At 42.9% G+C, this 21853-nt stretch carries 24 protein-coding genes; 10 read left to right on the top strand and 14 right to left on the bottom strand.

Going from position 1 to position 21853, the window contains the following annotated elements; all coding sequences use genetic code 11:
- Positions 1-3: 3 nt before the first annotated feature.
- The 7 genes from hscA to trmJ form a co-directional block, all read right to left on the bottom strand.
- On the bottom strand, positions 4-1854 hold the full coding sequence (gene hscA / locus AC3CIA_RS02940; protein ID WP_488518491.1) for a Fe-S protein assembly chaperone HscA: 1851 nt from the start codon (positions 1852-1854) through the stop codon (positions 4-6).
- A 22-nt stretch (positions 1855-1876) separates the two neighbouring features.
- A complete protein-coding gene (hscB, locus tag AC3CIA_RS02935; RefSeq protein WP_009848288.1) occupies positions 1877-2392 on the bottom strand; it encodes a co-chaperone HscB in 516 nt (171 codons plus the stop codon).
- Positions 2393-2472: 80 nt separating this feature from the next.
- A complete protein-coding gene (gene iscA / locus AC3CIA_RS02930; RefSeq protein ID WP_004735095.1) occupies positions 2473-2796 on the bottom strand; it encodes an iron-sulfur cluster assembly protein IscA in 324 nt (107 codons plus the stop codon).
- A gap of 102 nt (positions 2797-2898) precedes the next feature.
- On the bottom strand, positions 2899-3276 hold the full coding sequence (gene iscU / locus AC3CIA_RS02925) for a Fe-S cluster assembly scaffold IscU (RefSeq protein WP_004735094.1): 378 nt from the start codon (positions 3274-3276) through the stop codon (positions 2899-2901).
- Positions 3277-3309: 33 nt separating this feature from the next.
- Positions 3310-4524, bottom strand: a complete 1215-nt coding sequence (locus AC3CIA_RS02920) for an IscS subfamily cysteine desulfurase (protein ID WP_004735093.1) — start codon at positions 4522-4524, stop codon at positions 3310-3312.
- Between the two features lie 27 nt (positions 4525-4551).
- Positions 4552-5073, bottom strand: a complete 522-nt coding sequence (gene iscR / locus AC3CIA_RS02915; RefSeq protein ID WP_017079865.1) for a Fe-S cluster assembly transcriptional regulator IscR — start codon at positions 5071-5073, stop codon at positions 4552-4554.
- Positions 5074-5189: 116 nt separating this feature from the next.
- On the bottom strand, positions 5190-5918 hold the full coding sequence (gene trmJ / locus AC3CIA_RS02910; protein WP_488518490.1) for a tRNA (cytosine(32)/uridine(32)-2'-O)-methyltransferase TrmJ: 729 nt from the start codon (positions 5916-5918) through the stop codon (positions 5190-5192).
- Positions 5919-6099: 181 nt separating this feature from the next.
- Here trmJ and suhB point away from each other — a divergent pair, with 181 nt between their 5' ends.
- Positions 6100-6903 (top strand): inositol-1-monophosphatase, encoded by an 804-nt coding sequence (suhB, locus tag AC3CIA_RS02905; RefSeq protein WP_488518489.1) that lies wholly within the window; start codon positions 6100-6102, stop codon positions 6901-6903.
- A gap of 251 nt (positions 6904-7154) precedes the next feature.
- Here the strand turns inward: suhB and secF are convergent, their stop codons facing one another.
- From secF to queA, 5 genes are all read right to left on the bottom strand, one after another.
- Positions 7155-8102 carry a protein translocase subunit SecF gene (secF, locus tag AC3CIA_RS02900; RefSeq protein WP_004735089.1) on the bottom strand — a complete coding sequence of 316 codons (948 nt, stop codon included), beginning with the start codon at positions 8100-8102 and terminating at the stop codon, positions 7155-7157.
- 14 nt (positions 8103-8116) lie between these two features.
- Positions 8117-9973 (bottom strand): protein translocase subunit SecD, encoded by a 1857-nt coding sequence (gene secD, locus AC3CIA_RS02895; protein WP_488518488.1) that lies wholly within the window; start codon positions 9971-9973, stop codon positions 8117-8119.
- Between the two features lie 20 nt (positions 9974-9993).
- The gene (yajC, locus tag AC3CIA_RS02890; protein ID WP_004735087.1) at positions 9994-10323 is read right to left on the bottom strand and encodes a preprotein translocase subunit YajC; all 330 of its coding nucleotides are present in this window, start codon (positions 10321-10323) and stop codon (positions 9994-9996) included.
- A 111-nt stretch (positions 10324-10434) separates the two neighbouring features.
- Entirely contained in the window at positions 10435-11571 is a 1137-nt protein-coding gene (gene tgt, locus AC3CIA_RS02885) for a tRNA guanosine(34) transglycosylase Tgt (protein WP_004735086.1), read from the bottom strand.
- Positions 11572-11765: 194 nt separating this feature from the next.
- On the bottom strand, positions 11766-12818 hold the full coding sequence (gene queA / locus AC3CIA_RS02880; protein ID WP_488518487.1) for a tRNA preQ1(34) S-adenosylmethionine ribosyltransferase-isomerase QueA: 1053 nt from the start codon (positions 12816-12818) through the stop codon (positions 11766-11768).
- A gap of 334 nt (positions 12819-13152) precedes the next feature.
- On the opposite strand from queA, the gene AC3CIA_RS02875 reads away from it, so the two are divergent.
- The 4 genes from AC3CIA_RS02875 (at position 13153) to AC3CIA_RS02860 (ending at position 15831) form a co-directional block, all read left to right on the top strand.
- Positions 13153-13599, top strand: a complete 447-nt coding sequence (locus tag AC3CIA_RS02875) for a CBS domain-containing protein (protein ID WP_488518486.1) — start codon at positions 13153-13155, stop codon at positions 13597-13599.
- A 437-nt stretch (positions 13600-14036) separates the two neighbouring features.
- Positions 14037-14441 carry a hypothetical protein gene (locus AC3CIA_RS02870; RefSeq protein WP_488518485.1) on the top strand — a complete coding sequence of 135 codons (405 nt, stop codon included), beginning with the start codon at positions 14037-14039 and terminating at the stop codon, positions 14439-14441.
- A gap of 597 nt (positions 14442-15038) precedes the next feature.
- The gene (locus tag AC3CIA_RS02865; RefSeq protein ID WP_016790472.1) at positions 15039-15437 is read left to right on the top strand and encodes a hypothetical protein; all 399 of its coding nucleotides are present in this window, start codon (positions 15039-15041) and stop codon (positions 15435-15437) included.
- On the top strand, positions 15430-15831 hold the full coding sequence (locus tag AC3CIA_RS02860; RefSeq protein ID WP_016790471.1) for a hypothetical protein: 402 nt from the start codon (positions 15430-15432) through the stop codon (positions 15829-15831). The genes AC3CIA_RS02865 and AC3CIA_RS02860 overlap by 8 nt, the downstream gene beginning before the upstream one ends.
- Before the next feature lie 63 nt (positions 15832-15894).
- Here the strand turns inward: AC3CIA_RS02860 and AC3CIA_RS02855 are convergent, their stop codons facing one another.
- Complete coding sequence (locus AC3CIA_RS02855; RefSeq protein WP_004735078.1) at positions 15895-16800, bottom strand: hydrogen peroxide-inducible genes activator; 906 nt, start codon at positions 16798-16800, stop codon at positions 15895-15897.
- 209 nt (positions 16801-17009) lie between these two features.
- Between AC3CIA_RS02855 and AC3CIA_RS02850 the strand changes: the two genes are divergently transcribed.
- The 5 genes from AC3CIA_RS02850 to AC3CIA_RS02830 all read left to right on the top strand — a co-directional run bounded on the left by AC3CIA_RS02850 (position 17010) and on the right by AC3CIA_RS02830 (position 21097).
- On the top strand, positions 17010-17618 hold the full coding sequence (locus AC3CIA_RS02850) for a peroxiredoxin C (RefSeq protein ID WP_004735077.1): 609 nt from the start codon (positions 17010-17012) through the stop codon (positions 17616-17618).
- A gap of 305 nt (positions 17619-17923) precedes the next feature.
- Positions 17924-18667 carry a copper homeostasis protein CutC gene (locus AC3CIA_RS02845; protein ID WP_488518870.1) on the top strand — a complete coding sequence of 248 codons (744 nt, stop codon included), beginning with the start codon at positions 17924-17926 and terminating at the stop codon, positions 18665-18667.
- 102 nt (positions 18668-18769) lie between these two features.
- Positions 18770-19699: a LysR family transcriptional regulator gene (locus AC3CIA_RS02840; RefSeq protein ID WP_171309469.1), complete on the top strand. Its 930-nt coding sequence runs from the start codon at positions 18770-18772 to the stop codon at positions 19697-19699.
- Between the two features lie 126 nt (positions 19700-19825).
- A complete protein-coding gene (locus AC3CIA_RS02835; protein ID WP_171309468.1) occupies positions 19826-20383 on the top strand; it encodes a porin family protein in 558 nt (185 codons plus the stop codon).
- Positions 20384-20605: 222 nt separating this feature from the next.
- A complete protein-coding gene (locus AC3CIA_RS02830) occupies positions 20606-21097 on the top strand; it encodes a hypothetical protein (RefSeq protein WP_054548119.1) in 492 nt (163 codons plus the stop codon).
- Positions 21098-21106: 9 nt separating this feature from the next.
- Here the strand turns inward: AC3CIA_RS02830 and phoU are convergent, their stop codons facing one another.
- Complete coding sequence (gene phoU / locus AC3CIA_RS02825) at positions 21107-21805, bottom strand: phosphate signaling complex protein PhoU (protein WP_004735072.1); 699 nt, start codon at positions 21803-21805, stop codon at positions 21107-21109.
- Positions 21806-21853 lie beyond the last annotated feature (48 nt).

Below are 21853 nucleotides of genomic sequence, written 5' to 3'. Positions count from 1 at the left end.
CTATTAAATATTATCGACTGACTGACCTGACAGTGCAGCTCGAATTGATTTATCCATACGACGAGAAGCAAAGTCTTGGCTCGCTTTGTCGGTATTCTTAATTTCTAGTTCAATGGCATCGGCATTGTCGCCATTACGCACTTCGATCAGTGCTTCAATCGCTTGAACAAGTTGTTGTTTTCCTTGTTCATCAAGCAGCTCGTCACCATCGGCTTGCATTGCAGCAATAAGGCCTTCGATAACACGATCCGCTTCTACGCGTTGCTCAGCCAGAGCGCGCGCTTGCATGTCTTCTTTTGCAAACGTCATCGAATCTTTCAGCATGCTAGCCACTTCGTTGTCACTTAGACCGTAAGAAGGCTTAACTTGGATTTCAGCTTGAACGCCAGTGCTCTTCTCCATCGCGGTAACCGATAGCAGGCCATCAGCATCCACTTGGTAAGTGACACGAATATGCGCAGCACCTGCTGTCATTGGCGGAATGCCTTTCAGAGCAAATCGAGCTAGTGAACGACAGTCGTCGACCATTTCACGCTCGCCTTGCACGGTGTGCACTGTCATTGCAGTTTGACCGTCTTTGAACGTGGTAAATTCTTGTGCGCGAGCAACAGGGATCGTGGTGTTACGAGGGATAATCTTTTCGACCAAGCCACCCATAGTTTCGATACCTAAGGAAAGTGGGATAACATCTAGAAGTAGCATCTCAGAGTCAGGCTTGTTGCCAACTAAGATATCCGCTTGAATCGACGCACCAATCGCAACCACTTCATCAGGGTTAATGCTGGTTAATGGAGTACGACCAAAGAAGCCACCCACCATTTCACGGACAAGTAAGGTACGAGTTGAACCACCAACCATAACCACTTCCAGAACTTCGTCCGCGTCAACTTCAGCATCTTTCAGTGCGCGACGGCACGAAAGTAGCGTTTTCTTAACTAGTGGCTTGATGAGCTCTTCAAACTCTTCACGAGTTAATGAACCAGACCAACCTAGTACGTCAACATCAACACTTTCAGCTTCAGATAAGCTAATCTTCGCTTCTGTTGCTGCGTCTAGAAGAATACGGTTCTGCTCTGCCGTTAGCTCTGATAAGCCCATTTGCGCTTGGAAATGTTCTGCAACCAAATGGTCAAAATCATCACCACCTAACGCAGAGTCACCACCCGTAGCTAAAACTTCAAAGACACCTTTAGACAGGCGTAGGATAGAGATATCAAACGTACCACCACCCAAGTCATAAACGGCGATTACCCCTTCTTTACCTGAATCCAGACCGTAAGCAATCGCTGCGGCAGTAGGTTCATTAAGAAGACGTAACACGTGAAGACCAGCAAGTTGCGCCGCGTCTTTCGTACCAGCACGCTGTGCATCATCAAAGTACGCAGGAACGGTAATCACTGCACCAGATAGCTCGCCACCGAGTGTTGACTCAGCACGTTGACCTAGCGCTCGCAGAATGTCTGCTGATACTTGAATTGGGTTCTTGTTGCCTTGCTCTGTGCGAATCACAGGCAAACCATTATCACTTTCTTCAAACTGATATGGCAGAGACGGGTATCGCTGTTGAATATCCGACAGTGAGCGACCAATTAATCGTTTTACTGAGATAATGGTATTTTTAGGGTCAGTCTGCGCGTTAGCACGAGCTTCATCGCCAGTCGTATAAGATTCCAACTGGTAGTGAACAACTGAAGGTAAAATGCTTCGACCTTGTTGATCAACAAGTGTGCTCGCCTCGCCACTGCGTACTGCAGCAACCAACGAGTTTGTTGTACCTAAATCAATACCCACTGCAAGCTTATGCTGGTGAGGAGCGGCGCTTTGCCCTGGTTCTGCAATCTGAAGTAGTGCCATGGATGTGTCCTTGTTATACAAACTAGCCGATCAAACGATCTTCAACTAATTCGATTTCATTCTTTAATTTTGCAATAAACTTAAGCTTTCTTACTCGGTCTGCAGCTTCTAGCCAAGCTTCGCTTTCGAGTTCTTGTTGGATAGCACTTAATTGTTGTTTATACATTTTGCTAACCTTGCCTTCAAATGCAAATAGCGCATCTTCGGGATCAGAACTGTCTGCGATATCCTCCAGCTCTTCACGCAGTTCCATTTGCTCCATCAGGAACATAGGATCTTGCATGGTTTGTTGTTCACCACGAATGTCTTCTCCGTGCTGAACCAACAGGTATTCTGCTCGGCTGATTGGATTCTTCAATACCTGGTACGCATCGTTGATTTGTGCCGCTTTTTGCACGGCTAATAAGCGGTCACGCTCAGAAGCTATCGCAAATTTATCAGGATGGAATTGGCGTTGCAGATCTCTAAACTGAGAAGAAAGAAGGCTACCATCCAGTTGAAACTGAAGTGGTAGCCCAAATAATTCGAAATGATTCATGTAAAGGTGGTCCTAAGTTTAGGCTCTTTGTTCAGAGCCTAATTTTATTCTTCGCTTACAACGCTTAACGATTCAAGCGTTTAAACATTGAAGCTCTCACCACAACCACATTCGCCTTTCGCGTTAGGGTTGTTGAATTCAAAACCTTCGTTTAGGCCTTCTTTTACATAATCAAGCTCAGTACCGTCTAGGTATACTAGGCTCTTTGGATCAATGATGACCTTCACACCTGAGTGCTCAAACACTTCGTCTTCTTCGTTGAGCTCGTCAACGAATTCCAGTACATACGCCATACCCGAACAGCCAGTAGTTTTTACTGCTAAGCGTAACCCGAGACCTTTACCACGGTTATCTAGGAAAGCTTGAACTCGGCTTGCTGCCGTATCTGTCATGGTGATGGCCATACTACAACCTTGTGTTTTATATAAATTGAGAACTCAGGTGGGAGCACAAAGGGTGCTCCCAAATATTACTTATTTTTCGACGTGATTACGGTATTGAAGCGATTAGTGCTTCTTTTTGTAATCCGCAACCGCTGCTTTGATTGCATCTTCAGCAAGAATTGAACAGTGAACTTTCACTGGTGGCAACTCAAGTTCTTCTGCGATTTCAGAGTTTTTGATTGCAGCTGCTTCATCAATACTTTTACCTTTAACCCACTCAGTTACTAGTGAGCTAGAAGCGATTGCGCTACCGCAACCGTAAGTCTTGAATTTTGCGTCTTCAATAATACCTTCTGCAGATACTTTGATTTGCAGTTTCATTACGTCACCACAAGCTGGAGCGCCAACCATGCCGCTACCTACACTTGGGTCTTCTTTATCAAACGAACCTACGTTACGTGGGTTTTCGTAGTGATCAATTACTTTTTCGCTATATGCCATGATAGTTACCTCGAATCCTCTATTTCCGTGAGATTAGTGATGAGCCCACTCAACAGTGTTCAAATCAATCCCTTCTTTATACATATCCCATAGAGGAGACATGTCGCGTAATTTATTTACCGCTACACGAATTTGTGCAATCGCGTAGTCGATTTCTTCTTCCGTTGTAAAACGGCCGAATGAGAAACGTACTGAGCTGTGTGCCAGTTCATCGTTCAGACCAAGAGCACGTAAAACGTATGAAGGCTCTAGGCTTGCTGATGTACATGCAGAACCTGATGATACTGCTAGGTCTTTGAGAGACATAAGCAGAGATTCACCTTCAACGAAAGCAAAGCTCACGTTTAGGTTGTGTGGTACACGTTGGTCTAAGTCGCCGTTTACCGTTACTGCTTCTAGATCTTGAACACCTTTCAATAGGCGCTCACGAAGTGCTAGTGCGTGATCGTAATCTTTCTGCATGTCTTGTTTAGCGATAGCAAACGCTTCGCCCATACCCACGATTTGGTGAGTAGCAAGAGTACCAGAACGGAAACCACGTTCATGACCGCCGCCGTGCATTTGCGCTTCAAGGCGAATACGTGGCTTACGACGAACGTACAAAGCGCCGATGCCTTTAGGGCCGTATGCTTTGTGTGCAGACATAGAGATAAGATCAACTTTCATCTCTTTTACGTCTAGTGGGATTTTACCCGCAGACTGCGCCGCATCAACGTGGAAGATGATCTTGCGTGCACGACATAACTCGCCGATTGCACCGATATCTTGGATTACACCAATCTCGTTGTTAACGTGCATGATAGAAACTAAAACAGTATCTTCACGCATTGCAGACTGTAGCTTGTCTAGATCAATGATGCCGTTTGCTTCTGGCTCAAGGTAAGTTACCTCAAAACCTTCACGCTCTAGTTGGCGACATGGATCAAGAACCGCTTTATGTTCTGTTTTACACGTAATTACGTGCTTACCTTTCTTCTCATAAAAGTGCGCTGCACCTTTGATAGCAAGGTTATCTGACTCTGTAGCACCTGACGTGAAAACAATTTCACGTGGGTCTGCATTTAGTAGATCGGCAATTTGCTCACGAGCATTATCTACTGATTCTTCTGCCTGCCAGCCGTAACGGTGTGAACGAGATGCAGGGTTACCGAAGTTACCGTCCATCGTCATGCATTGAACCATTTTTTCAGCAACACGTGGATCGACTGGGCATGTAGCTGAATAGTCAAAGTAAATAGGCAGTTTCATTTTCTACTCCAATGTAAAAACTGACCGCTAAGAGCGGGCATTAACACCGTGAGGTGCTGCACTAATCGTTGTAGTGCTCGTATTTTTATGTGCAAAACCATTATTAACCGCAAGATCGATATCTTGGCGATCAGAAATCTGTAAAACTTCGTTATCTTTCATTAGCTCACCGAGCGTAATGTCGTTTAAGAAGCTGCTGATTCGGGAGCTTAAATCACGCCATAAGGTGTGAGTTAAACAACGACTACCACCTTGGCAGTCTGCTCGACCGTGACACTTAGTTGCGTCCACTGATTCGTCGACTGCAGCAATCACAGTTCCGACAGCGATGTCGCTCGCTTCAGCACCTAAACGGTAACCACCGCCAGGACCACGAACACTAGCAACTAAGCCAGCTTTACGTAACTTAGAAAATAGCTGTTCTAAGTAAGATAACGAAATACCCTGTCGCTCTGAAATGTCAGCCAGAGGAACTGGGCTTTTTTGCGAATGCAGTGCTACATCTAGCATAGCTGTTACCGCATATCTTCCTTTAGATGTAAGTTTCATATCACACCGTATCCACATTGTTTATGTGGTTGGAATTTTCCCATACCCGACTAAATTGGTCAAGTATTTAGTTGACTATTTTAGTCAGGTATTCATCCCTACAAGCAGAGTGGGTTTTATTTGTCGTTTTTGCTCTTCTCAATTGAAGTCAAAATGCCACGTAGAGTATTGATCTCTTGCAGTTCAGGACGAGCTCGGCTGAACAGACGACGTAGCTTGTTCATCACCTGACCCGGTTTATCCTTAGAGATAAATTGGGTATCAATGATCACTTTTTCAAGGTGTTCATAGAACATTTCTAGTTCTTCGTGACGTGGGTACTCATCTTGTTGCTGTGGCTGATATTGGCTCGCAACCATATCAAGGTGTGCCACGCGAACTTCATAGCTTAGCGTTTGCACGGCCATCGCTAGGTTCAATGAGCTGTACTCAGGGTTAGCTGGGATACATACATGGAAGTGGCACTTCTGAAGCTCATCGTTAGTCAAGCCCGTGCGCTCACGGCCGAACACTAATGCAACTGGGTGCTTTTGACCTTCAACGGCAAACTTTTGTCCGCATTCACGAGGCTCTAGCATTGGCCATTCAAGCGTTCTTGAACGTGCACTTGAACCGACCACCAAACCACAGTCTTTTACTGCTTCATCCAATGTAGACACAATGGCCGCGTTTTCTGCGATGTCACCCGCACCCGCAGCCAGTGCTAAGGTCTGCTCGTCAACTTCACATTGAGGGTCTACAAGAACTAATTGACTCAAACCCATCACTTTCATTGCGCGAGCTGCTGATCCGATATTCCCTGAATGAGACGTACCAACCAGAACGACTTTTACATTGTCTAACATGCTATATGACACCACTTTAAAAATAATCGCGAGATATTAACACATAGCAAAGTAAAATGGTCAGACCCTTCTCGGAATGTGAAACTAAGAGTTCAAAAAATAACCACTTCCCTTTTGGGGAAACTTTGGTATACTCGCCGCCGCTTTAAATTGTTCTTTAACATCTTGTGGGAAAAACCATATGCATCCAATGCTAAACATTGCGATACGCGCTGCGCGTAAAGCTGGCAACCATATTGCTAAATCTCTAGAAACAACTGATAAGATCGAATCGTCTCTAAAAGGTAACAACGATTACGTTACTAACATTGCTCAAGAAGCTGAGTACATGATTATTGAGACAATCAAATCATCTTACCCAGAGCACAGCATTATTTCTGAAGAGTCAGGCCTGACTGAAGGTAAAGATTCTGACGTACAATGGATCGTTGACCCACTAGATGGCACCAACAACTTTGTAAAAGGTTTCCCTCACTTCTCTGTATCTATTGCTGTTCGTATTAACGGTCGTACAGAAGTTGCTTGTGTTTATGACCCAATGCTAAACGAGCTATTCACAGCTCAACGTGGCTCTGGCGCTCAACTTAACAACGCTCGTATGCGTGTTACTCAACTTAAAGACCTTCAAGGTACTGTTCTAGCGACTGGTTTCCCATTCAAGCAAAAACAACACTCTGAATCTTTCATGAAGATCATCTCTGGTCTATTCGTTGATTGTGCGGACTTCCGTCGTACTGGCTCTCCAGCACTTGACCTATGTTACCTAGCGGCTGGCCGTGTTGACGGTTACCTAGAACTAGGCCTTAAGCCATGGGATCTAGCAGCTGGCGATCTAATCGCTCGTGAAGCTGGCGCTATCATGACTGACTTTGCTGGCGGTACTGATTACATGACGTCTGGTAATGTTGTTGCTTCAAGCGCACGTGGTGTTAAGTCTATTCTTAAGCACGTTCGTGAGAACTCTAACGAAGGTATGCTGAAGTAATTCAGACCTTACGTTAATGCTCTTTAGTTAAGAGCAGAAGATTTTCAAAGCCTCGCTATTGCGGGGCTTTTTTGTATCTGCGATACGAGATACGAGATACGAGATACGAGCAAGATGGCGGTTAGTTTGCGACGAGCACAACGCAATTCGCCAATAAGTTGCGTAGAGCTTATCGACAGAATACAGACGTAAAAAAACCGCTAGTTGCCTAGCGGTTTTTTTTGGTTCAGCGAAAATTGTTAAGCCAAGGCCTAAGGCATTTCGTCAAACTCTTCACCTTCTTTATCCACTTGTGGTGGCATTAGGTGTTCACGCGTAATACCCAACTTCATAGCGAGTGCAGATGCAACGTAGATAGAAGAATAAGTACCAACGGTAATCCCCAATAGAAGTGCAGTCGCGAAGCCGTGAATCATAGCACCGCCCTGAGCGAACAGCGCGATAACTACGAATAACGTTGTACCAGAAGTAATCAATGTACGGCTCAATGTTTGTGTGATTGAGCTGTTCAGTACTTCGGGTGCTTCACCCTTACGCATCTTACGGAAGTTCTCACGAATACGGTCAAATACTACTATGGTATCGTTGAGGGAATAACCGACTACCGTTAGCAAGGCTGCTACGATGGTAAGATCCACCTCAATTTGCATTAGAGAGAACACACCCAGTGTGATGATAACATCGTGCGCCAGTGCTAATACCGCACCTGCTGCCAAACGCCATTCGAATCGCACTGACACATAGATCAAGATACAGATCAGAGAAACAAGGATAGCAAGGCCACCCGCTTCTGTTAGCTCGTCACCCACATTAGGGCCAACGAATTCGATACGACGCATCTCAACTTGCTCACCAGTACCATCTTTAATTGCAGACAGGATCTGGTTACCAAGCGTTTCGCCAGCAACACCGTCACGTGGACGTAGACGTACCATTACCTCACGCGCAGAACCAAAGTTCTGAACCGTAGCATCACCAAAGCCTTCCGCTTCTAGTGCACTACGGATATCAGGTAGGTTTGCTGGTTGCTCAAAACCCACTTCAATCAGCGTACCACCGGTAAAATCTAGCCCCCAATTCAACGATTTCGTTGTTAAGGTAAAGATGGCAGTACCAATCATCAAGATTGAGAATAAAAAGGCAACCTTTGACCAACGCATAAAGTCGATCATTTTTTCTGCTTTTAGAATCTGAAACATATTAATTCCTAGCCTTAGATCGACAGTTTCTTAACGCGTTTGCCGCCATACATCAGGTTCACGATACAACGTGTTCCGACAATAGCTGTAAACATTGAAGTTAAGATACCGATAGACAGCGTTACCGCGAAGCCTTTAATTGCACCTGTACCTACAGCAAATAGAATGATTGCTGTCAGTAGTGTGGTGATATTGGCATCGGCGATAGTGCTAAATGCGTTCGCATAACCTTGGTGAATCGCTTGTTGTGGACTGCGTCCATCTCGAAGTTCTTCACGTATACGCTCAAAGATAAGTACGTTGGCATCGACCGCCATACCAACCGTCAATACGATACCGGCAATACCTGGCAGAGTCATAGTAGCCCCCGGGATCATCGACATAACACCGATAATCAACACCAAGTTAGCCATCAGAGCAACGTTCGCAATCAAACCGAAAGTACGGTAGTAGAGCAGAGTAAACAACATTACTGCAGCCATACCCCAAACCATCGCCATGATACCCATATCGATGTTTTGTTGCCCCATAGATGGACCAATCGTACGTTCTTCTACAATCGAGATAGGTGCAATCAATGCACCAGCACGTAGTAAAAGTGCCAAGTTATGAGCTTCAGCCGTTGAGTCGATACCCGTAATACGGAAGTTACGACCTAGCGCAGATTGAATCGTCGCTTGGTTGATCACTTCTTCGTGCTTACTTAAGATCACTCGACCTTCTGGTGTTTTACGACCGCTGTCTTTGTACTCTGCAAATACCGTAGCCATAAGCTTACCGATATTCTGACGAGAGAATGTAGACATCTTGCTACCACCTTCGCTGTCTAGCGAGATGTTAACTTGTGGGCGACCATATTCATCAACACTTGAGCTTGCATCAGTAATACTTGAACCGCCTAGAATAACGCGCTTCTTAAGTACCACAGGGCGACCATCACGGTCTTGCTTGATTTCGCTACCCGCAGGGGCACGACCAGAAGCGGCAGCGGCTAAGTCAGCACTACTATCAACTTCACGGAACTCAAGTGTCGCAGTTGCACCAAGAATTTCTTTAGCGCGCGCTGTGTCTTGAACACCAGGCAATTCCACTACGATACGGCTAGCACCTTGACGTTGAACCAAAGGCTCAGCAACACCAAGTTCGTTAACACGGTTACGTAGAATGGTAATGTTTTGCTCTACTGCGTAGTTACGGATTTCTTGAAGACGAGCATCTGTAAAACGAGCAACCAAAGAGAAACGACCATTAGATTCTGAATCTACGAACGTCATATCTTGGTGCTTAGATTGCAGTAGCGATTTCGCTTCAGCAAGCTGCTCTTCGTCACGTAGAATCACTTCAACTGCATCTTTACCCGATGGGCGAATAGCACGGTAACGAATTTTTTCTTCACGAAGTTCACTACGGAAGGCTTCTTCTTGTTGACCAACTAGCTTTTGCATCGCAGCATCCATATCCACTTCCATTAAGAAGTGAACACCACCACGTAGATCAAGACCCAGTTTCATTGGTGCAGCACCAATAGATTCAAGCCAATCAGGAGTTGAAGCCGCAAGGTTTAAAGCAACGATAACATCATCACCTAGTGCTTCTGTGATGATATCACGGGCACTAATTTGCGTATCTGTATCATTAAAGCGAACAAGAATGGAACCGTTTTCTAGAGCAACGGATTTAGTAGAAAGGTTCTCTGCTTCCAGAGCATTGGTGACAGCATCCAGCGTAGACAGATCTACAGAGGCGCCACGCGCCCCTGTAACTTGAACTGCCGGATCTTCACCGTATATATTCGGAAGTGCGTACAACGCGGCGATAGCGATGGCAAACACCACCATCAAATACTTCCATAACGGATAACGGTTTAGCACAGCGAGGATCCTCTAGCTGTTTATAGTGATTTCAGAGTACCTTTTGGTAGCACTGCTGTAACGAAGTCTTTCTTGATAACAACTTCGTTGTTTGCGTTCAGTTCGATAGCAACGTAGTCGCTGTCTTCTGCAATCTTAGTAATCTTACCGATTAGACCGCCGCTTGTTAGAACTTCATCGCCTTTGCCCATAGAAGACATAAGGCTCTTATGCTCTTTTACGCGCTTAGCTTGTGGACGGTAGATCATGAAGTAGAAGATCACAGCGAACATACCTAGCATGATAAGCATTTCGAAACCGCCGCCTGCTGGTGCACCTTCTACTGCTGCGTGAGCTTGAGAAATAAACATTAAAAACATCCTCTATTATATTTTGGTAATTGTTTGTCTAATTGGGTTGTACCCCTTTATTTTCAAGCCCCATCTCTAGGAATAGAGATGGGGCTCGCAAAAAAAGAAATACTAAGATTCTTTACCTAACGGTGGCACTTCACGCCCCATTCTTGCGTAGAACTCAGCAACGAACTCTTCAAAACGGTCTTCATCAATAGATTGACGAATGTCTGACATAATTCGTTGGTAGAAACGCAGGTTATGAATCGTGTTCAGTCGAGCACCTAGGATTTCGTTACAACGATCCAAATGATGCAAGTACGACTTGCTGTAGTTCTTACAAGTGTAACAGTCACAATCTGAATCTAGTGGTGTTGTATCCGTTTTATGCTTCGCATTACGGATCTTGATCACACCTTCAGTGACAAACAGGTGGCCATTACGTGCATTTCGCGTTGGCATTACACAGTCAAACATGTCGATACCGCGACGAACACCTTCAACCAAGTCTTCAGGTTTGCCTACGCCCATTAGGTAACGTGGCTTATCTTCAGGCAGTTGAGGGCATGTGTGCTCAAGAATACGGTGCATGTCTTCTTTTGGTTCGCCTACTGCTAGGCCGCCAACAGCGTAACCGTCAAAACCAATCTCTGTTAAGCCTTTAACGGATACATCACGAAGGTCTTCGTATACGCCACCTTGAACGATACCGAATAGTGAGTTCGGGTTTTCTTGCTTGTCAAAGTGATTGCGTGAACGCTGAGCCCAACGAAGAGACATCTCCATTGAGTCTTTAGCTTCTTTATGCGTTGCAGGGTAAGGCGTACATTCGTCAAAGATCATTACGATGTCTGAGCCTAGATCCTTTTGGATTTCCATCGACTTTTCAGCGTCCATGAAGATCTTGTCACCGTTTACAGGGTTACGGAAGTGAACACCCTCTTCAGTGATTTTACGCGTCGCACCTAGGCTGAATACTTGGAAACCGCCTGAATCAGTCAGGATAGGTCCTTTCCAGTTCATGAAATCGTGCAAGTCACCGTGCAGTTTCATGATTTCTTGACCAGGGCGTAACCATAGGTGGAACGTGTTACCTAGCAAGATTTCAGCACCTGTGTCTTTCACTTCTTCAGGCGTCATGCCTTTAACCGTACCGTAAGTACCTACAGGCATGAATGCTGGTGTTTCAACGCTACCACGTTCAAACTGAAGTTGACCACGACGTGCGCCGCTGTTTGTTTTTTTAAGTTCGTATTTTAATTTCACGAAGCCTCCAATATGCCAGAGAAACAATCTGACTGATAATTCAGAACCTTAAGCTAAACATAAGTTCAATCTAGCGAGTTCTATGAGGAGCGGTCGCGTATTCCTTGCGAGAGATTAGACAGACACCCTGCCCGACTCCTAGCTTACTGCTAGCACCCGTAAATTCTGCTTATATCGTTTATAACCAGCTAAAATTAGCTCGTTTTCTTATTGATGAACATCGCATCACCGTAGCTGAAGAAACGGTATTCGCTCTTCACTGCGTGATCGTATGCGCCCATCACATTGTCATAACCAGCAAATGCACTCACCAACATGATCAGTGTTGATTCTGGTAAGTGGAAATTGGTAATCAAGCAATCCACCAACTGGTATTCATAACCAGGGAAGATGAAGATTTCTGTGTCACCAAAGAAAGGAACTAACTCAGTGCCATTTGTCAATGCATCTTGAGCCGCACTTTCTAGTGAACGCACAGAGGTTGTACCGACAGCGATAATGCGTCCGCCGCGAGCTTTTGCTGCTGCAACGGCATCAACCACTTCTTGCGGTACTTCAACGTACTCTGCGTGCATGTGGTGATCGTTGATATTATCTACTTTTACCGGCTGGAACGTGCCAGCACCAACGTGAAGCGTCACGTAAGCAAACTCGACACCTTTTTCTTTCATGCCAGCCATGAGCTTGTCATCAAAGTGAAGACCTGCTGTTGGCGCTGCAACCGCACCCGGCTTTTCATTATAGACAGTCTGGTAGCGCTCTTTATCTGCATCTTCATCAGGACGATCGATGTAAGGAGGCAGTGGCATGTGACCAACGCTGTTAAGAATCTCTAGAACACTTTGATCGGATGTGAAATGGATTTCAAACAACGCATCATGACGCGCTACCATTTCAGCTTCATACTCATCGTTCTCACCAAGGAACAACTTCGTGCCCGGCTTCGGTGATTTAGAACAACGAACATGCGCAAGAATGCTTTTCTCATCGAGCATACGCTCCACTAGCACTTCAAGCTTACCGCCTGAGGCCTTGCGACCGAATACACGAGCAGGAATCACGCGAGTGTTATTAAAAACAACAAGATCGCCTGGCTCAACCAAGTCTAAAACGTCTTTAAACGAACCATCAGCTAGGTTACCGCTGTTGCCATCTAATTTAAGCAGGCGGCTTGCTGTGCGCTCCTCTTGAGGGTAGCGAGCAATAAGTTCATCTGGTAGGTCAAAGTGAAAATCTGAAACTTGCATGTTTGTAGTCTTGTCTTAGTTGATGAGATTTGTGCTGTTGACGAAGAATAAATCATGGTTGCAGATCAATCGTTACGGTAAGTCAATCGTTACCAGAAACACATCACAAACACGACTAAAAATTTCGCAGTGGGCTAGTATAGGCACACGAGCCGCAATAGCAAGGTTTACAGCACTGGATTATTGTAAAAAGGCGTAAAATAGTGCTACTGATTCACCACCTCAAACTAAAGAATTAGTTGCATAAAACTCACCCAAGAATGCGTCAGATCTCAGTTATTTTTTGGATAAAAAACTATAGTAATAGCAACAAATGAAAAAGAAGGAGGTTCGTATGATCAAGGTTGAAGATATGATGACTCGCAACCCTCATACCCTATTGCGCTCACACTCACTGGCCGATGCTAAGCACATGATGGAAGCGCTTGATATCCGCCATATTCCGGTCGTTGATTCCGAGAGGCAACTACTTGGCGTCGTCACACAGCGAGACGTTCTAGCCGCTCAAGAATCCAGCCTGCAAAACATCCCACAAGCTCAATCATTTACTCTTGCTACACCGCTCAACGACATCATGCACAAAAGCGTAATGTCTGTAGAACCACGAGCAGGATTGAAAGAATCAGCTGTTTATATGCAGAAACACAAAGTGGGCTGTTTACCTGTCGTAGAAAACCACGAACTAGTAGGCATTATTACAGACAGCGACTTTGTCACGATAGCGATTAACTTATTAGAGCTACAGGAAGAAGTCGAGCCAGAAGAAGCGGAAGTAGAGTGATATGACAATAAGAAGAGCCTCATAAAACTATGAGGCTCAATATTAGGTAACTTTAATCGATAGAAATGCACTGCCGCTTACCCCGTAACTCATTACAATAAACAACCAATCCGCACACCATATCAAATATAAAACCAGTTGAATAATGTATTGATGAAGTTTATATTACCCGCCATATACAACCACCTCCGTAATAAAGTGAAAAAATCATATTTATCAATAGGCTTGATGCAGAGGTTATAACGAATTCAGCTCCTGTCATTGCTTGTATCACTGTTGTTACATTCACAGTAGAGGATGTAGCTGCTTCTTCCGGAGTGTTGGAAACTTATATAAAAGCAATTGACGACTATTCATTTGGTCCACTTAATGGTTCGGAGAATATACTGGCATCTCATAATGAGGAGCCCAAAAAGTTACGGTTCTTTAGAGTACAAATGAAAGTATCAAACTATAAAAATTCAATAATATGCCTAGTTATCATCACTGTATGCAGTTACCCATTCATATACTTCCCTTCTGGAGAGTATGATTCAGATAGAGTTTACTTTGTTACTGTACTAAGCTCATTTTTTGTATTTTTTCTCTTAGTGTTTACCGTGGCACAGTTAGCACTGATAATAAAAAATAGGGATGATAAGTACCAAACTAAAAATCATCATATCGGTATTTATTTTATCATAGCCATATCGCTATCTACTTTTTATTACTTTAAGGTTGAAGAGTATAAAGAAACAAGCACTAGTCATGTATATTGCGGATCAATATTAAAGATGAGAAGTTCTCTGGGGCTTTTAGAAAAGTTTGCGCTTTCAAAAGAAAAATGTGGTAGCGGTTTATGAATAAATCATTCCCATATTTAAAGTTTTCTTTTTTCTAATAGGCTATGCTGTTGTATCTTTTGCACTTTACGAAATTGTTGGAGATACATACAAATTCTGGACATCTGGCATAGAAAAACAAGCAAAAGTAACACAACTTGATCATATTAACGTCCATATGAGAGGGTTAAAAACCTATTACTATCTATTAGATATAGAGGGAAAGCGCTCTGTACATAAGTTCAATTTTGAATTGATAGAGAAGCGATACTATAACGTATTATTTATCAACGATGGGGAAAAATAATACTAGGAAATAAAAATAGTAGCCTACTTGATGTTTATTCATCCTTGTTTGGAACACTTCCTGCTTATATGAGTATTGCAGTGATTTTTTATTTAATTTATGGAGCTTTAAAGTCTCACTTAACAAGACCTAGAAATCCATACAACTAGAAAACTCAGGTTTATCTATCGAATAAATTATCGAGATTGAATAAGATTTACAGCAGATCATAACTTCCGATAAAAATCAGGTTAAATAAAATTAAAAAATATAAATTTCAATCACTTACTAGCAGCTAACAGTGCTGTAGCAGAATGAACACAGGAAAAGATATGAAACTACGCAAGCACAAACAAGCTATTAGGTTTACGATTATATTATTAATCAGTTCTTACCCTATATTATACTTCCCACTCGGCTCTTATAGAACCGATAAAATATATCTCTTATCAATACTACTTACTCCTGCTTTCTTTTGGGCTTTTTTCATAAGTATAGTTCAATTAAAATTAATATTTAAAACAAAGAAAGATCATATTAGAATGAAGAATAAAACTTCATATGTTTTACTTGCTATATCGTTCATTCTTTCTTTTCTATATTATTTTAAAATGGAAGATTATAAAATAAACAGCCCAACTCATATATACTGTGGCCCAGAACTAGAATTAAAAAGCTCGCGTGGTATATTTGAAAAATTCGCCATCACTGAAGAAATGTGTAATGAATAAAAATATCATCAAATACTACAGGTTATATAAACCTATAGTAAAAAGAATGGATTCAATAAAAACAATCAGGTTATCTAGTAGATTATTCAAATTTTATAGTTTATTTATGTTATTTTTCATAGGTATGAGCCTAATAATATCAGGGGGGGATTCTTTAATTCCTTTAGCTACCGAATTAGTAAAAACTATAGTTATATTATTATCATCTTATTATGTAAATAGTTCAATAAATCGATTCTATGCAATTATTTTAGCGCTAACCCCACTGCTAGACATTGGAATTGGATTTTTTTATGATCTGCCAATGGAGCCTTTAAACATAATGCTTAGCTTTATTGCATTAAAATGTTTATATGCCGTATTAAAATACCACCAGTTTACAAAAAATAATTAAATACGAGCCTTACCCTGCCACTATGCAAGGTAGGGTGGGGACATCTATAACTCAGACTACTTATTACAACAACTCAGAAACCACATCCGCTAACTGATGGAATGTCTCTAGACGCGACGAACTTGGTCGCCAGACAAGACCAATGTCTCGGTATGCCTGTTGGCCTGGAGGATCGATCACCACTAGGTTTTGGTTTTCAAGCAAACCGTGGTCGATAGCCATCTGCGGAATAAAGGTGGTTCCTAAACCATTTGCTACCATTTGCACCAATGTGTGCAAGCTCGTTGCCGTGAACGGATTGATCTTCTCTTTATCAGTTAACTTGCACGCTGACACCGCATGTTCGGTTAAACAGTGCTCGTTCTCCAACAAGAATACAGACTCATCTGGCAAATCATCGTATTTAATCGGAACACGAATGCCATCGGCTTGATTACGACTGATCACCATTCTGAACGGGTCTTGCCCGACAACTTTACTCTCCATGTTGTCGATATCGACAGGCAGAGCCAGAATCAACACATCTAACTCACCATGACGTAATGCAGCCAATAAGTTAGTCGTCGTGTCTTCACGTAACAGTAAGTTCAACTGAGGAAAACGATGATTGGCTTCTTGAACCAAATCACACAGAAGAAATGGCGCAATGGTAGGGATACACCCGACTCTTAGCTGCCCTTGCATCGCATCCCCATTACACAAGTTTCCAAGTTCGACAAGATCTTGCCCTTTCGCCAATAGCTCTCGACCGTGCTTAACCACCAGCTCACCCGCTTGAGTGAAAACCAATGGGCTCTTTTTATCTTTCTTCTCATAAAGAGGACAACCAATCAGCTCTTCGAGGTTTTGAATGCCTTTACTTAGCGTAGATTGACTGACGAAACAGCGATCCGCCGCATCGCTAAAGTGACGGGTTTCGTGAAGGGTAACAAGATAGTGAAGCTGCTTAAGACTTGGCCATTTATTCATGAAATTACTTTGTAATATGAGTAGGATAAGTTACGTAAAGGTCAGTAGACCTAAGGACTGGACAAAGATTAAGCTCATCGCTTTTTTCGATTAACTTAATCTATTTAATTCGCTTTTTTCTATAGTACCGATTGTACTATAGTTTGTCCCGTAGAAACGGAGCCCAAACAAAGATGTGTTGGGCCAACTAATTTTTTAGGAGATTCCAAATGGTACTAGTAGGTCGTCAAGCCCCTGACTTTACTGCAGCAGCTGTTCTAGGTAACGGTGAGATCGTTGATAACTTCAACTTCGCAGAATTCACTAAAGGTAAGAAAGCTGTAGTTTTCTTCTACCCACTAGACTTCACTTTCGTTTGTCCTTCAGAGCTAATCGCTTTCGACAACCGTCTAGAAGATTTCCAAGCTAAAGGCGTTGAAGTAATTGGTGTTTCTATCGATTCACAATTCTCTCACAACGCATGGCGTAACACTGCTATCGCTGATGGCGGTATCGGTCAAGTTAAATACCCTCTAATTGCTGACGTTAAGCACGAGATCTGCAAAGCATACGATGTTGAGCACCCAGAAGCAGGCGTTGCTTTCCGTGGTTCTTTCTTAATCGACGCTGACGGCCTTGTACGTCACCAAGTAGTTAACGATCTTCCACTAGGTCGTAACATCGACGAAATGCTACGCATGGTAGACGCACTAAACTTCCACGAGAAGAACGGTGAAGTTTGTCCTGCACAATGGGAAGAAGGCAAAGCAGGTATGGACGCATCACCAACAGGTGTTGCAGCGTTCCTATCTGAGCACGCTGACGACCTAAGCAAGTAATTACCTCTTAAGCCCGAACTCAACACGGGTTAATGGTTGGAAGACTCTCTATAAAGAGAAATAAAGCATAACCTAATAGCGCAAAGCGCACCGCCAATCAGTTAAGAAGTAAAGTCCTATTAAAAGCCCGAAGTTAACGCTTCGGGCTTTTTGTTTTTACACGACCTCACCACTCCCCTACCTGAAAGTGAATTGGGGTAGCGACAAAGCAAAAGTTTACCCCTATTTCCCTCTGCTAACACCTATTCAAAATCATACCTAGATTGCTATTATTTAGTCAGTATCTCTTTAAATGAGCAAACATGATGAACATCGAAATTGAAGTCTGTATCGATAACTTAGAATCTCTACACAACGCGCTGTCTGGCGGCGCGAATCGAATTGAGCTTTGCTCGTCATTGGCACTTGGCGGGTTAACTCCAAGCTTCGGAATGATGAAACAAGCGGCAAAAATTTCGTCCGTTCCTGTCTACGCGATGATACGACCAAGACAAGGCGACTTCATTTTCGATAATGACGATATGCTATGTATGCTTGAAGATATTGAAGCTTGTGCAAGTGCTGGGTTGGATGGAGTCGTACTTGGTGTATTAGCGCCGAACGGAAGTATTGATATGCCAAAAATGCATCAACTGGCTGACAAAGCGCACTCATTGAATCTTGGAATGACGTTTCATAGAGCCATAGATCAATGTACCGATTACCAAGTTGCTTTAGAACAGGTCATCTCACTTGGATGTGAAAGAATCCTGACATCAGGGCTTGCTGTTAATGCCGAACAAGGCATCCATGTATTAGCGGATATGGTCAAGCAAGCCGATGGAAGAATCGATATCATGGCTGGGGCTGGCGTCAACGCAACAAATGCTAAGATTATTCGAAACAATACCCAAGTGCCTGCACTTCATCTTTCAGGTAAATCGACAAGACCGAGCCGAATGGAAAAGAGCTCTAGTGCTCAAATGGGTAACGATAACGTTGATGATTATCAAATCCCGGTAACTGATGCTAGAAAAATATCCGATATGAGAGCCGCCCTAGCTATTTAAGAGCAATAGCCATTAACAAAAATCTAAGATAACCTCACTGACTAATCTATCCCGCTAACGTATATTAGGTTTAATAGTGCAGTAAACTTTTCACGGATAGATATGGCTAAAGACTTATTCAGTACTCTTGATTTAAACCTGTTACGAACATTCCTCATCGTTTATCAAGAAAAAAACACCAGAAAGGCTGCGGAGCGTTTATTCGTTTCTCAGCCAGCGGTTAGCCAAGCCCTACAAAAGCTAAGACACCACTTCAACGATGACCTTTTCGTAAAGGTTCATGGAGGATTGCAAGCTACCTCGTTCAGTGAGCAACTCATCAATGAGATAACACCTCACTTTGATGGCTTGATGACGGCAGTAAATGCATCCAATAAATTTGATCCCAACGACATTGACTACCCTATAAAGATCGCGCTATCTCCTGTGGTACTCGCTTGCTTATCCGGCACCTTATACAAAGAACTCATGAGCCAAGCGCCAAACTCGAAACTCGAGCTAGTAAGCTGGTCTACTTCATCTTGTGAAGATATACAGAAAGGAGAGGTTCTGCTAGGCGTGGCTTACGAGCTCCCTTTTACATCAAAAGAGATCTATGTAAAAAAACTGGTTGAGATTACAGGCCGATTATTTGTAAGAAAAGATCACCCAATTAAACAAGCTTCCGTGAGTCCTGAAGAATTAGCAGGTTTTGAAATAGCATCAATGATATCTCCCGGCTGGAACGACAGTTTTAGCCATGCGGCCAACATATTAGAATCACGTTCAATTCCACACAGTATTGGCTTCCGCTCCGAAATGTTGATGGCTATCATCGATGTCGTGGCGAACTCCGATATGTACATGCCTCATTCCAACCTATTCCCCATAGATAACTATCCAACACTGCGGGCTATAGATGTAAATCTTGATGCCAAATATAAAAACATAAGCGTTTACAGCCATATACACACAAAAAATCGTAACAACCCTTTAATATCTTGGCTTTTCGATGTAATCAAAGATGCGCTATTACAACAGATTAATAAGTAATGCTTATTACAGATATACGAGAACCTATTTAGCTTAAAAATATAACACTGTTTAATATTCACTCCATCGACAGGGAGTCAATCAAATATAAGGATGCAATAATTAAACATTAAGAGCGTTATTTATATGAAATTATTAACTACAGCACTAACCGTTATCGCAATTACTTCTGCTTCATCAGCTTATGCTCAGAAAGACTATTCTGGACATCGTATTGGTTTCGGTATTGTTTCTAGTGAAGTCGATCACCTAGATTCTGATTTTTCTCGAAGCGATCTAGGTAACGGGTTAAAGCTCGAATATGGTTATGACATCAACCGAATCTTTGGTGTGAACATTTCATCCGATACGAGTAAAGAAGATGAAAAATTTGAAGGCTATGGATATGAGACTAAAGTTTCAACCTTCAAAATAGACACAGACATCGGCTATGCATTCTTCCTCAATGACTTTGATATAAAACCATACGGTGCCATTGGTCTTGCTCGTGTAGAGGAAAAGATCACGTTAAATACGCCTGACGGTAGTGCTAGTATCAAAGACAACAATACTTCCCTATTGCTAGGCACCGGAGTTAGAGCAAATTTTGATTTCGGTCTTTATACCGACCTACGCTTCAACTTCATCATGATGGATGACTATGACATCGATCAGTTATCTTTTACTGTCGGATACAAGTTCTAAGAATAGCTTTCCATCAATTAAACACTTTGTTCACAATCTGTTTGGGTTGTGAGCAAAGTAATCATGCGTACCAATAAGTAGGCATTATCACCGATATAACCAATACGAATTAGCCTACTCTTTCTAAAATATTACAATATGAGTGTTATTCAATTGCTTCACTGGTTTTACACATGGAGCGACCTAATGCTAAGGAGAGCAAACAATTACTTCGGTGGTACCATGAAATTTAAAACACTTCTTTTAGCTTCTGCTTTATTCTCAACCTCTGCATTTTCAAATGGTCTTCATTTATCCCCAGAACTAAAGATTGGTTCTTATCATGGTTTTGGAATGCAAGCAGGTATTACTGATGTGGCAAATCTAGGCGCAGTTTACCTGAGCTATTCTCACCTATGGTATGACAGCGATCGATATGATGAAACGGTTGATGCGTATCGCGTTGGTATCCAGAACATGTTTGGAAGAAACCAAAACCACGGCTTTCAGGCGGAGATTGGTGTAGCGAGTTATGACGGTACAAAAACGCGCTCAGGCGAAGTTGAAGAGAAGACTGCACATGGTTTAAGCCTAGGCGGTGCCTACGTGTACCAAGCGACACCAATGCTTGGGCTACGTGCTGGTGTTGATATGAATATTTTTGATCACAATAAGACCTTCGTGCCTTACGACACAACAATCAACCTTAACCTTGGTGCAATAATTCACTTCTAAAGTTCATGCCTACTTCAGTGCGTCATCTAGGCTTTGATCACCAAGGTGGCGTACATCTTTACCTTTCACAAAGTAAATAATGTATTCGCAGATATTTTGGCAACGATCGCCCACTCGCTCAATCGCACGGGCTGACCACATCACTTGTAGAATATTGGGGATGTTCTTAGGATCCTCCATCATGTACGTCATCAACTGACGAATCACAGCTTCATATTCCGCATCCAGCTTATCGTCAAGTTTATGTACTTCTGCCGCCGCATCGACATCCATACGAGCAAAAGCATCTAATACTTGATGCAACATAGTAATTGCCTGACGACACAATGGCTCTAACGAGACGTGAAACTTTTGCTCTTTCGTAGAAGGGATCTCAATCGCACCCTGTGCGATTTTAGAAGCAACATCGCCAATACGTTCTAGATCAGTAATGGTTTTGATGATCGCCATAATCAAACGCAGATCTTTGGCAGTCGGCTGACGCTTCGCGATAATACGAGTACATGCTTCATCGATTGAAACTTCCATCGCATTCACTTTATGGTCGTCACGAATTACTTTTTTGGCCAGTTCCGCGTCATCTTTATGAAGCGCTTGCATCGCAAATGACAACTGCTGCTCTACCAATCCACCCATAGTTAATACGTGTGTACGGATAGATTCTAATTCGACATTAAACTGTCCTGAGATATGGCGACCAAAATGCATGTCAGCTCCTTAAAAGAAATGAATAAAGTCGTTTATTTCAGAGTGACT

The organism is Vibrio sp. QJM3NY_27, from assembly GCF_057785955.1.
This window is presented reverse-complemented; position numbering and strand designations above follow the sequence as displayed.